We start from the raw sequence: 12,901 nt of genomic DNA on the forward strand, positions 1-12,901 counted from the left end.
GCTTTTGCACCCAAGGGCCATACGACATCCCCCTGCGGGGGCTGCCGGTCACTTTTCTTTGACCGGCAAAGAAAACTAACGAAAAGAAAGCCGCCCTGCCGGGAGCAGAGCAATAAGGCTTATGTGGGGCAGTGGTTGCGTCGTACGGCCCGGAGTGTTGGCTGGCCGATCCTAGCGGCCCGAAGGGCATCACAATTGCATGACCCATGGGTTACGTGGTGCGGCCCCTGGCCTCGTATGTGGTGACCGTTCCCACATCTGCCGTTCGCGGGGCGAAGTGCTGCGCCGTTTCGGGTGTGGCTGGTTTCGTGGTTTTGTCTCGGAGGACAAGCACCGTGAGGTGCGAGCGCGGCCCTCGCGAACCGGGCCACGGTGCCCACCACGAAACCAGAGGAGTTGATAGCAAGGTGCCGCTCGCGCCGGTACGGCAGGGCACCAAATGGCCGGGCGGCCACCGTCAGAGACAAAACCACGAAACCACCGATGCAGGCAGGATCGTGGCGCTGCGCACCGCGAACGGCAGATGTGGGAATGGTCACCGCACACGAGGTCAGGGGCCGCACCACGTGACCATTGGGTCATGCAGTTGCGATGTCCTCTGGGCCGGTAGGATCGGCTAGCCAACACTCCGGGCCGTACGACGCAACCACCAAGGCAAAAACAGCCTTATTGCTCTGCTCCCGGCAGGGCGGCTTTCTTTTCGTTAGTTTTCTTTGCCGGTCAAAGAAAAGTGACCGGCAGCCCCCGCAGGGGGATGTCGTATGGCCCTTGGGTGCAAAAACCATCGCCGCTCAAAAAACAGCGACCAACCCCAGCAGGGCGATGTCGTACAGCCCTTGCGCCCAAAAGCCAACGCCGCAAAAAAACGACCACAAACGTCAATCAACCATCTATCCATCCATCCCAAATTCAATCCGTCGTACTTGGACTCCAAAACGCCTGATGAATATGCTCCGACTCCGCCAGCTCCGCCATCAATCGATCCAGCACATCCCCATCAACGGACGTTGACGTGAGCACCGCTTCAATCTCGACATCGCTATCCCCGAACGCATGCACCTCCAGGTCCCGGGTCGGATAGTTCCCCGCCTCCAGCGTATCTTCGAGCAAGCGCAACGCCAGCTTCTGCGCGGAGCGCGGCGCGATGACGTAGACCGTATTGGTCACCTCCACCGCGGTCGTATCCATTGGCTGCTGGTTGATGCGATTCACCACCGGTCGCAACAGGGTATTGGCCGCCAGCACAAACAGGCAGCCCAGCCCGGCCTCGAGAATCAGGTCCGCCCCCGCACTGGCGCCGATCGCCGCCGATCCCCATAGCGTGGCCGCGGTATTCAACCCCCGCACATTGCCTTCCTCCCGCATGATCACGCCGGCACCGAGAAAGCCGATGCCCGAGACCACATAGGCCACCACGCGCACCGCGCCGTCGTGCCCGGCCATGCGGTTGGCCATGTCGACGAAGATGGCGGCGCCTACCGCCACCAGCACATTGGTGCGCAGGCCGGCCGTGCGCTGGCGGATCTGCCGCTCATAGCCGATTACCGCGCCAAGCACGAAGGCGGTGGTCAGGCTGACGGTGGTGTCGAGCAGCGAGTCAAGGTTGATGTTTTGAAAGGCTTGGAGGGACATGATGGTTTCCCCGGGCTTGAAAGTTATTGTTATGGAACCGCTTGCGTCTTTTTACGCCGGCCAGGTGTCACGCCGATGTCATCGGCGGCGCCTTTCGCGCGAGCATCGCGAAAGGCGCCGCCCATCGCTTATTGCCAGCCAAAGCGCCGGATATAGAACCGCTTGACCGCCGTCACCAGCAGGGCGTAGCCCAGCACGATGCCGATCATCCAGGGAAAATAGCCGGGCGGCAATGCCTCCAGCTTGAAGTACGCCGCGAGCGGGCCCATTGGCAGCCAGATGCCCACGGCCATGATGGCCACCGTGGCCAACGTCAGCGGCCAGGCCGCGCGGCTCTGAATGAACGGCAGCTTGGGCGTGCGGATCATGTGCACGATCAGCGTTTGCGTGAGCAGCCCGATCACGAACCAGCCGGACTGGAACAGCGCCTGCGCCTCCACGTTGTTGGCGGCGAACACGTACCACATCACCACATAGGTCGTGATGTCGAAGATCGAGCTGATCGGGCCGAAGACCACCATGAAGCGGCCGATGTCGCCCGGGTTCCAGCGCAGCGGCTGCGCCACCAGTTCCTTGTCCACGCGATCGAACGGAATCGCGATCTGCGAGACGTCGTACAGCAGGTTCTGCACCAGCAGTTGCAGCGGCAGCATCGGCAGGAAGGGCAGGAAGGCGCTGGCCACCAGCACCGAGAACACGTTGCCGAAGTTGGAGCTGGCCGTCATGCGGATGTACTTCAGCATATTGCTGAAAGTGCGCCGGCCTTCGATCACGCCTTCTTCCAGCACCATCAGGCTCTTTTCCAGCAGGATGAGGTCGGCGGCTTCCTTGGCGATATCCACCGCGCTGTCTACCGAGATGCCGATATCGGCCGCGCGCAGCGCGGGCGCATCGTTGATGCCGTCACCCATGAAGCCAACCACATGGCCGTTGGCGCGCAGCGCCAGCACCAGTTGCTCCTTTTGCAGCGGCGACAGGCGTGCGAATACGTCGTGATCCTCCACGGCACGGGCCAGCGTGGGGGCGTCCATCTTCTCGATGTCCGGCCCCAGCAGCACGCGCGTGACGGGCAGCCCCACTTCGCGGCAGATCTTGGCGGTGACCAGTTCGTTGTCGCCGGTCAGCACTTTCACCGTGACGCCGTGCTCGGCCAGGGCCTTGAGCGCGGGCAGCGTGGAATCCTTGGGCGGATCGAGAAAAGCGATGTACCCGACCAGCGTCAGCTCGCATTCATCGGCCACGCCGTACTGCGTTTGCGTGGTGGGCGTTTCCTTCATGGCCACTGCCACCACGCGCAAGCCTTCCTCGTTGAGGTCGTGCGTCACCTGGCGCACGCGCGCCAGCATCTCGGTGTCCAGTGCTTGCGCCACGCCATCGATCTGCACGCGCGTGCAGATGCCCAGCATTTCCTCCACCGCGCCTTTGCAGATCAGTTCGTTGTGATCTTCGCGCTCGGCCACCACCACCGACATGCGGCGCCGCTCGAAATCGAACGGGATTTCATCGACCTTGCGGTAATGCTGCGTCAGCTTCAGCTCGCTTTGCAGCTCCACGTGATCGAGCACCGCGCGGTCCAGCAGGTTCTTCAGGCCGGTCTGGTAGTAGCTGTTCAGGTAAGCGTGCTTGAGCACGTCGGTGCTGATGCGGCCCAGCACATCGGTGTGGCGCTCCAGCACGATCTTGTCCTGCGTCAGCGTGCCGGTCTTGTCGGTGCACAACACGTCCATCGCGCCGAAATTCTGGATCGCGTCGAGCCGCTTCACGATGACCTTGCGGCGCGACAGCATCACCGCGCCCTTGGCCAGCGTGGAGGTCACGATCATCGGCAGCATCTCGGGCGTGAGCCCTACCGCGACGGACAAGGCAAAGAGGAACGCCTGCGTCCAGTCGCCCTTGGTAAATCCGTTGACCAGCAGCACCAGCGGCGCCATCACCAGCGCGAAGCGGATCAGCAGCCAGCTCACCTGGTTGACGCCAGCCTGGAAGGCTGTGGCCGACCGGTCGGTGCTGGTGACGCGCGCGGCCAGCGTGCCGAAGTAAGTGTGGTTGCCGGTGGCGAGCACCACGGCGGTGGCGGCGCCCGAAACCACATTGGTGCCCATGAAGGCGATGTTGGCGAGCTCCAGCGGGCTGTCGTGGCGATCGCGCAGCTCGGCGAATTTCTCCACGGGCAGCGATTCGCCCGTCATGGCCGCCTGGCTGATGAACAGGTCCTTGGCCGCGATGATGCGGCAGTCGGCGGGAATCATGTCGCCGGCCGAGAGTGCGACCAGGTCGCCTGGCACCAGCTTGACGATAGGCACTTCGATCTTGTGCGGCGGGCGGGAATGCACGTGCACGTTGAAGTACTCCGCGCTGACGGCGGCAACGCCGGCCGCAAGGTCCCGCCGGATCACCGTGGCGGTGGTGCTCACCATGGCCTTGAGGCTCTCCGCAGCCTGGTTTGAGCGCCGCTCCTGCACGAAGCGCAGCAGCGTGGACAGCGTCACCATGGTGCCGATGACGATCGTCGCCTTCATGTCCTCGGTGAAGTAGGAAATCGCCGCCAGCAGTGTCAGCAGCAGATTGAACGGGTTGCCGTACGAATGCCACAGGTGCAGCCACGCCGGCAGCGGCTTCTCATGGTCGACTTCGTTCGGGCCGAACTGCTTGAGCTTGTCGTCCGTCTCGGCGCTGGTCAGGCCGTCCTCGTGGGAGTGCATGCGTACCAGCACGGCCGGCACGTCCTCGCGCGCGGCGCGCTTGAGCGATTGTGCCAACTGCTCCGGCACGGTGCGCGACGGCCCCGGCTTGCCCAGCGACTCGAACATCGCCAGCCGGCGGAAGTGGTGGGTCGCCCGGCGCGTGCGCAGGAAGGCGACGAAGAGCGTTTTCATCAGGTTCATCGGTGCGGTTTCCCAAAAGTCCCGGCGTGCCGGGGCGGCGATGCTGGAGTGAGACGGGGAGCGGCAAAGGCAGGCGCGTCGCGCCGCCTGCGCCGGATGCGGTGAGTGTGAAACGGCGCGCGCGTCAGCCCGGCCGGGGCTGGTGTGCGGCATGGCGCGCGCGGGGCAGGGCCAGCGTGAGCAGGAGGACGGCGGCGCTGCCTGGCCCGCGGGCATGCCAGCGCAGGATCTGCAGCGCCAGCAAGGCATGTTGTGCGATGAAGAGGGACGGCATGGGGCCTCCTTGCGCTAACGCTCGATGGCGCGCGCAGGCAACGGCGGATATCGCATCGCGAAACTGCGGACGAACGCATTCTCGCGGCGGGATAGCCGCAGGCATTTGCAACGAACTGGGAGGGGGTCGCACGGAGAACCCGTGCAACGGACCACTACCCGCCGGTATCGGCTAGGCAGTGGCGGTAAGACGCCTGGACTTGCCTAGCCGTTCAAGGTTTGGCCGTAAGGCCAACTAGAACAACTGTCCATGGAGATGACTCCGAAGCGATAACGGGGCGAAGGGTAACAAAGGCGGCGCGCGCTTGGCAATCTTTTTCTTCCGGCTTTTTCCGCCGAATAGGACACGTCCTAAACTTTGCGTTTTTCGTGCCGTAAGGCAATGCGTATGCGCTGGTCCTGCGAGACGATCGGCGTGCCTTCGATGCGCCTTCCACGCGTATGTGTAGTAGCGCCTCGCACCAACCTTTGTCAGAATAGGGGGCTGCCATTTTCCCGGCGTTGGGCAAAGCACCGCCAGACGTTCAGCCACTCGGATGCTCACGCATGGTTCCGGCATCCGAGTCAACCACCGCGTCGGCTCGCGGCATCACGCTGCGGCCTGCCAGCATCGAACCTCTTCCGTTCCCTGTGTTCCCAACCTGCCAGAAGCCTATGACCACTGTGCTCCCGAGTGAAACGCAGGATGCCGTGCGCAAGCTGATCCTGCTGATTTCTCTGCATGACCAGGACGCCGCGGACAAGTACTGGACCGCGTTCCAGCATGCGCTTGCGCGCACCGAGACTGGCTGCGAGGGCCATATGCTGCTATGGCCGCTGACCGAAGCGATCGGCGCCGCAGGCTTCTACGTGGAATGGAAAGATACGGCCGCCGTGGTGCGCGGCGTGCAAGCCATGTGCGACCGGGTCGGCCTGCGCGTGGACTGGGGCGCGCCCGAGCCGCTTGCGGCGACCTTCCTCGCGGGCAAGGATGTGCCCGGCCTGATGGCGATCGCGCAGGTCTCGTTGCAAGCGGCCGGCTTTACGCTGTGGTGCTGGGACACGCAGGCGGACGCTTACGCGGGATGGATGATCCGCAGCGCGGACGAGCCGGTGCTGGCCGAGCTTGCCAGGCAGCTTCACCTGATGATCGATCCCGCCGACGAAACCTACTGAGCCGGCTCAGGCTCAGCGTTCACATTTGTTGACATTTGCACCGGGTGGCCGCGAAAGCCTCGTGGCCGTCCGATGCTGGCTCGGCAGCATGCCTGCGCGCTTTGCGCGTTGCAGCTGCCTTTCGACAGAGCCGGATCGTGCGACCCACGCGCGATCCATGCGCGTGCCAGGCGCGTCGTCTTGCGGGATAGCCAAACGGATGAGGCGCGGCGACACAGTTGTTTGCGTTTGCAAAATGGGGGAGCCGCTAACCTGTTGGCCGGGGTGTCCAAAACGGCATCCCTGACCCGCAGGCAGCGGTGCCCCTTGCTGCCGATTTGCCCGCCAGGCCATGTCTCATGGCCTGGCTTTTTTCGCTGCGCGGGCTCGGCCGCGCCAGCGCAAAAGCGCGCCAACACGATATGGCACAATGCCTTCTTGCATTTTGCCGGGGCCACGGCGAGCGCTGCGGCGCTTCGCGCACATGGCTACGGTTCGCCCCCATTTCCTTTGCTTGAGAATCATTCCGGATTGCCCCTGCAACGCGCCAGAGAGCGCCCGAAGTGGCGAGCCGGACGCCCCGCATGCGCTTTTCCCATTTTGTTCATCTCGCCGCCGGGACCCTGGCGTGCTGCCTGAGTCTCGCCGGAGCGGCCGCGCCGGTAGCCCCGCCGGCAGCCCCTTTCGATACGTCGGCGAGCGCGCTGCCCGCGATCCAGCTGGCGGCCCTGCGCGCGCAGCGTCCGCTTCCCCCCATCCGCTTCCTGCTCACGTTCGATGACGGCCCCGATGCCGGCGAGGATGGCAGCACGCCGCTGATTCTGCGCCAGCTTGCCGACAACCCGGTGACGCCGGGCATCAAAGCGCTCTTCTTCGTGCAGACCGCCCACCCGAGGCGTGGCGGCGGCGAGGCCGGCAAAGCGCAGATGCACGCTACCTGCCTCGCCGGCCATCGGCTGTCCGTGCATAGCGGGTTGCCGATCGGGCATCTCTCGCATACGCGCATGTCGCCTGAAGAACTGGAGGCGTCGCTGCTGTCGGGCGAGGCCGACATCATCGCGCAATGCCGCGGCGCGGCCCAACTGGTACGCCCGCCCAACTGGGCCTACAACGATGCGGTGCAGGCGGTCTACCGCAAGCTCGGCCTGGGCATGCTGATGTCGGACGTGAACGCGCGCGACGGCAAGATCTACGGCTGGCATATCAGCCTGCGCCGCCGCTCCCATATGAATAGCGAGCTGGCGCAGGTCAAGGTGGCCATCGCCGAGCAGCGGCTGCCATCCATGGGGGGCGTGGTGCCGATCGTGGTGAGCTTTCATGACACCAACGACTACACGGCCTCGCACATGACCGAGTACCTGCAGATCCTGGTGGAAGAAGCCCGGGAGAACGGCCTGGTGCTGGCGGACCCGCCGTTCTACACGGATGCCCGGGTCGCGGAACGCGCCGCGCGGCTGCGCGCGCAGTCGGGCGTGTATGCGCGCGACAGCTGGCCCTGAGGCCTTGGCGGCAAGGAAATCGCAGGCGGTTCCTGGCCTGGGATAGGGGGGCGCCCGCAACGTACAATACTGCGCCGGGACCCGCTGTGCCCTGCCGATCCGCCTAACCCAACTGCCGCCAATCACAATGGAAAGCGTCGTCACCGAGATTTTCTTCCGCCTTTCCACGGCGTTCTTCTGGCCGGTCGCGCTGGCGTTGCTGGTGCTGTTCGTGCTCTCGCTAGCCGATCTCGGCAGCCTGATCGTGCAGTCCCGGCGCCGCACCGTGGCGCCGCGCAGCGATCTGCCCGCGCTGGCCAATACGCTGGCCTCGAGCCTGCAAAATGGCAAGCCGGCGCAATTGGATGCGGCATTGCTGTCGCCTTCGCTGGCCCGCTTTTGGGGCATGCTGGAAGAACGGCTCGCCCGGCTCGATTCGCACGAACACCTTGATCTGTGGCTGGACGAAACGCTGCAGCGCGAGGAAATGCGCGTGGCCAACCGGCTTGACCTGACCCGCACGCTGGTGCGCATCGCGCCGATGCTGGGCCTGGCCGGCACCATCATCCCGCTCGGGCCGGCGCTGCAATCGCTGCTCGGCGGCGATATGGCCGGCATGGTCAACCACCTGGTGATCGGCTTTGGCGCGGTCGTCTGCGGGCTGGTGCTGGGCGGTATCGCCTATGTGCTGACGCTCACCCGCGAGCGCTGGGCGCGCAGCGATCTCAAGGAAATGGAAAACCTGTGCGAGCTGGTGCTGCGGGCCATGCCCGAGCCAGTGGCGCCCGCAGCACACGCGCGCGCCGCCATCCATCTGGCCGGGACCCAGGCCTGATGGACGCGGGCCAGGGACACCAGTTCAGGCGGCGGCGCTTCGTGCGGCGGCGCCGCGCGCAGGGCGAGCTTGCTTCGGTGCATCGGGAAGACCCGCTGGCCGGCGTGGCCAACCTGTTCGATGCCTCCATCGTGTTTGCCGTGGGCCTGATGGTGGCGCTCACGCAAGCGTTCAGCCTGACCCAGCTGCTCAATCCCGACTCGCAGTTCACCATGGTCCAGCGCGATCCGCGCACTGGCGAGCTGCAATTGCTGGAGAAGAACCGCAAGGAGGTCAAGGTCAGCAAGATGTCCCCGCGGCAGAAGACGGGCGAGGGCACCCGGCTGGGCGTGGCTTACCAGTTGCCGGATGGCAGCGTGGTGTATGTGCCGGAAGGCGCGGCGGCCGCCGCGGCCTCGGCCCCGGGCGCGCGTTGATGGCTTCGGCGCGGCGGGTTTCGCTGTGGCTGCCCTGGCGGCCCTGGCTGCTGCTGATGCTTGGGCTGCTGTGCGGGGGCCTTGCCGGCCCGGGCCTTGCCCGCGCTGCCGAACCCGGGCAGCCAGCCCCGGTACGTGTGCTGCTGATCACCACCAATACGCACCTGCTGCCCGCCGCCCAAGCGCGCCTGCGCGAACTGGCCGGGCCGGGCCGGGTGGTGCTGGACGCCGTGACGGCAGCGCCCGATGCGGCGCAAGTCGCGGCCGCCGATGTCATCTACGCGTACTTCGTTCCCACGACCGTGCTGCGCCAGATGGCGCCGGCCGTGCGCCAGGCGCGGCAGCGCGGCGCGCTGGTGCTGGCCGCGCCGGCAGCGTCCGCCGAGGCCGCCTGGGGCTTTGGCCTGGACGCCGCGCGCAACCAGGCCGCCGAGGCTTACTGGAGCGCCGGCGGCGCCGACAACCTCGCGGGCTGGATGGCCTGGCTGGTGGCCGCCGTGCGCGGCGAGCAGGCCATGGCCGTGCCGCCGCCACGCCCGCTGCCCGCGGCCGGCATCTATCATCCGCGCGCAGCGCAAGCGTTTGCCACGCTCAAGGACTATCTCGCCTGGTACCGCGCCGGCGCAAGCGGCCTGCCGGCCGGCGCACCGCTGGTCGGCATTGCCTTCTATGCCAGCAATTATCGCCAGCAGGATCTCGCGCATATCGATGCGCTGATCGCGGCGCTGGAGCGTCAGGGCATCGGCGCGGTCCCGGTGTTCGGCTGGCCGCTGTCCGGGCTGGATCCGATGCTCACGGTCGACGGCCAAAGCCCTCTGCGCGCGTTGCTGACGCTGAACCTCACCATCAGCCGCGCCGAGGACAAGACCTGGCTGGAGCGCCACGGCCTGCATGCCATCAACCTGATCGCCACGCGCGACAGCCAGGCCGGCTGGCGGGCCGATGCGCGCGGCATCGGCGGCGAGCGCCTGCCGCTGCTGCTTAACACGCCCGAGCGGGCCGGTGCCTCGGAGCCGATCCTGTTCGCCACGCTGGAGGACGAGCACGGCGCCAAGGCCAGCCGTGCCGTGCCGGAGCGGGCAGACGCGGCGGTGGCSCGCGTGCGGCGCTGGATCGMGCTGCAGGACAAGCCCGCGGCKGACAAGCRCRTSGCCATCCTCTAYTACAACAACCCGCCRGGCCGCGGCAATATCGGCGCMAGCTACCTGGCYACGCTGCCCTCGCTGGTGCAGGTCATGGCGCGGCTGCGCGAGGCTGGCTACCGCACGGGCGCCACGCTGCCGGACACTGCCGAGCTGACCGCACTGCTGGAGCGCAATGGCCGCAATATGGAGGAATGGTCGCCCGGCGAACTGGCCGAGATGGTGTCGCGCGGCCGCGTTACGCTGCTGCCGATGGCGCAGTACAAGCGCTGGTTCGATGCCTTGCCGGCGGCGTTTCGCCAGTCGGTGGTGGCCGCCTGGGGCCCGCCCGAGCGCAATCCGCTGATGCTGGTGAGGGACAGCGAGGGCGGGCAGGACTTCGTGATTCCGGGCCTGCGCTTTGGCAATCTGTTCGTTGGCCCGCAGCCGCTGCGCTCCACCTTCGCGCGAGCGATGGACAGCTCGCACGATACGGTGACGCCGCCGCCGCACTCCTATATTGCCGCCTACCTTTGGTATCGCCACGCCTTCGGCGCGGACGCGATGGTTCACGTGGGCCGCCACGGCACGCTCGAATGGCTGCCTGGCAAGCAGGTGGGGCAAAGCGGCGACGACAGCGCCGAGGTGTTGCTGGGCGACCTGCCCAACGCCTACTACTACATCCAGGACGGTGGCGGAGAAGCCATCCAGGCCAAGCGCCGCAGCGCCGCCGTGCTGGTCAGCCACCTGACCCCGCTGATCGCCCGCGCCGGCTGGCCGGACAAACTGGCCAAGCTGGACGAGGTGATCGAGCAGCAAGAGGCCGCCGCCGACGGCTCCCCCGCGCTGGCGGAGCAATACCGTCTGCAGGCGCTGGCGCAGATCCGTGCCCTTGGGCTGGACCGCCAGCTCGGGCTGGATCCCGGCGCGCCGTGGGAGCAAATCGAGCCGGTGATCCACCGCTTCTTGCATAAGGTGGAAGCCGAGCCGGTGCCGCTGGGCATTCACACGCTGGGCGAGCTGCCGCCGTTGGATGCGCAGCGCCAGGCGCTGGCCACCGTGCTGGAAAGCGCGTTCGACGCGAGCGAGACGCGGGTGATCGGCAAGGACGCGCTCTCGCGCTGGGCAGGCGCATTGGCAGAAGGCCGTGAGCCGGCCAGCGCTGCCGACGCGCCATTGCCGCCGCCGCTGGCGGAGAAGGTAAAAGCCGCGCTGTCCAGTACGCGCGCCTGGCTGGCCAATCTGCGCGAATCGCCGCGCCGCGAGCTGGATGGCCTGGTGACCGTGCTGTCCGGCCGCTACCTGCCGACCGCGCCGCTGGGCGACCCCGTGCGCACCCCGCAGGGCCTGCCTACCGGGCGCAACCTGCACGCTTTCGACGGCGCGCTGATCCCCACGCCGGCCGCCTGGCAGCTCGGCAAGCAACTGGCCGCGCAGACGCTCGCGCGCTATCGCGAGGAAACCGGCAAGGCGCCCGAGCAGGTGTCGATGGTGCTGTGGTACGGCGAGACCGAGCGCCACCAGGGCGCGATGGAGAGCGAGGCGCTCTACCTGATGGGCGTGGAACCGGTCTGGAACGCGCGCGGCGTGGTGGAGGATGTGCGCCTGATCCCCGATGCCGAGCTCGGCCGCCCGCGCGTCAACGTGCTGTTCACCATCTCCGGCATCTACCGCGACGGCTTCGGCGACAAGGTGGCGCTGCTGGACAAGGCCGCGCGCCTGGCCGCCGCCGCCGGCGACAATGCCATCAGCCGCCACGACCGCGAAGCGCAGGCCACGCTGCTGGCGGCTGGCGTGGAGCCGCAACTGGCCGCGCGCCTGGCGCGCGCCCGCGTGTTCGCCGCCAAGCCCGGCAACTACAGCATCGGCGTGCAGCAGATGGTGGAGCAGAGCAAGGACGTGGCGCAGGCCGGCGAGCAGCCGGGCGCGCTGGCGCGGCAGTACTTGCGCTACATGAACTTTGCGTTCTCCAGCGAAGGCTGGGGCGAGACCGCGCCGCAGGCGCTGGCCAGCCACCTCAAATCCAACCAGGCCGTGCTGTTCTCGCGCGCCAGCACGCTTTACGGCGCGCTCGACAACGACGATACCTACCAGTACGCCGGCGGCCTCAACATGGCCACGCGCGCCGTCAGCGGGCAGGCGCCGCGCTTCTGGCTGCACAACCTGCGCCGCGCCGGCGAAGAACAGACCGTGGATGCCCGTACCTGGCTGGCCACCGAGCTCAACGCGCGCAACTGGAACCCGCGCTGGATCGAAGGCATGCAGCGCTCGGGCTATGCCGGCGCGCGCGAGATGTTCAAGGAGATCGAGCATCTCTATGGCTTCCAGGCCACCAGCCCGGAGCAGATGAGCGGCAGCTTCTGGCAGAACACGTATGACGTCTATGTGGCCGACAAGAACGGCCTGGGCATGGACAGTTTCTTTGCGCAAAACAACCCGCACGCGCGGCAGGGCATCCTGGCCCGGCTGCTGGAAGTGGACCGGCAGGGAAGCTACCGCTTCACGCCTGCGGAGCGCGCCGATATGGCACGGCGCTATGTGGCGTCGGTCAATCGCGATGGCTTGTCCTGCTCGGCCAATAGCTGCGGCAATCCCGTGTTGATGCAGTACATCGCCGGGCTGGGGCAGCAAGCCCGGCTGCCCACGGATGCGCTGCGCGAATTCTCCGCGCGGCTGGCGACAGCCATGCCGGGGCGCGAGCCCGCTGCGCCTGGCCGGGCTGCACCGCCCGACGCACCCCATGCGAGCCCGCCGCCGGCTCGGCAGGCCAAGCCGCAGCCAGCACCGGCGCCGGCTCCGCGTCCCGCGGCCGGGCAAGTGACAGGCCAATTGCTCGAAAGCCGCGTGCTCAAGCTCGCCGCGCCCGCACCGCCAAGCGGCCTGGCGCCGCGCGAGGCGCTCTGGGCCGCTGCGCTGATGCTGCTGCTGGTTGGCGCTGGCGCCTTTGCGGAGTGGTGGCGCGGCCGTGGCCGGCGGCAACCCGCGCCACGCTGACGCGCCGCGGGTGGACAGCACCGTGCGATCTCTTTATGCTGATCCCCTCGCCGCGGCCGGGCCCGTGGCCGTTTGCCGACACTGCGTTTTCCGATACTGCGTTTGCCGGCACTATTTACCGGCTGCGCAAAAC

Annotated in this window: 8 protein-coding genes; 5 read left to right on the forward strand and 3 right to left on the reverse strand. The window is 67.0% G+C overall.

The genetic code is table 11. The features are described 5' to 3' along the window. Window positions 1-909: 909 nt before the first annotated feature. The 3 genes from AB4061_RS24205 to AB4061_RS24215 all read right to left on the reverse strand — a co-directional run bounded on the left by AB4061_RS24205 (window position 910) and on the right by AB4061_RS24215 (window position 4,791). Window positions 910-1,632, reverse strand: coding sequence for an MgtC/SapB family protein (locus tag AB4061_RS24205; RefSeq protein WP_441638229.1), 723 nt, complete (start codon window positions 1,630-1,632; stop codon window positions 910-912). A gap of 128 nt (window positions 1,633-1,760) precedes the next feature. Then, window positions 1,761-4,517: a magnesium-translocating P-type ATPase gene (gene mgtA / locus AB4061_RS24210; RefSeq protein WP_441638231.1), complete on the reverse strand. Its 2,757-nt coding sequence runs from the start codon at window positions 4,515-4,517 to the stop codon at window positions 1,761-1,763. Between the two features lie 124 nt (window positions 4,518-4,641). After that, window positions 4,642-4,791 (reverse strand): hypothetical protein, encoded by a 150-nt coding sequence (locus AB4061_RS24215; protein WP_441638233.1) that lies wholly within the window; start codon window positions 4,789-4,791, stop codon window positions 4,642-4,644. A 653-nt stretch (window positions 4,792-5,444) separates the two neighbouring features. Here AB4061_RS24215 and AB4061_RS24220 point away from each other — a divergent pair. The 5 genes from AB4061_RS24220 to AB4061_RS24240 all read left to right on the forward strand — a co-directional run bounded on the left by AB4061_RS24220 (window position 5,445) and on the right by AB4061_RS24240 (window position 12,768). Further along, window positions 5,445-5,945: a DUF6630 family protein gene (locus tag AB4061_RS24220; RefSeq protein WP_441638235.1), complete on the forward strand. Its 501-nt coding sequence runs from the start codon at window positions 5,445-5,447 to the stop codon at window positions 5,943-5,945. Between the two features lie 563 nt (window positions 5,946-6,508). Continuing rightward, window positions 6,509-7,423 (forward strand): polysaccharide deacetylase family protein, encoded by a 915-nt coding sequence (locus AB4061_RS24225; RefSeq protein ID WP_441638237.1) that lies wholly within the window; start codon window positions 6,509-6,511, stop codon window positions 7,421-7,423. A 127-nt stretch (window positions 7,424-7,550) separates the two neighbouring features. Continuing rightward, window positions 7,551-8,237 (forward strand): MotA/TolQ/ExbB proton channel family protein, encoded by a 687-nt coding sequence (locus AB4061_RS24230; protein WP_441638239.1) that lies wholly within the window; start codon window positions 7,551-7,553, stop codon window positions 8,235-8,237. After that, entirely contained in the window at window positions 8,237-8,653 is a 417-nt protein-coding gene (locus tag AB4061_RS24235; protein WP_441638241.1) for a DUF2149 domain-containing protein, read from the forward strand. Before AB4061_RS24230 ends, AB4061_RS24235 begins: the two co-directional genes overlap by 1 nt. Further along, window positions 8,653-12,768 (forward strand): cobaltochelatase subunit CobN, encoded by a 4,116-nt coding sequence (locus tag AB4061_RS24240; protein ID WP_441638243.1) that lies wholly within the window; start codon window positions 8,653-8,655, stop codon window positions 12,766-12,768. Before AB4061_RS24235 ends, AB4061_RS24240 begins: the two co-directional genes overlap by 1 nt. Window positions 12,769-12,901: the final 133 nt, after the last annotated feature.

The organism is Cupriavidus sp. YAF13, assembly GCF_052113425.1.
Lineage (GTDB): Bacteria > Pseudomonadota > Gammaproteobacteria > Burkholderiales > Burkholderiaceae > Cupriavidus.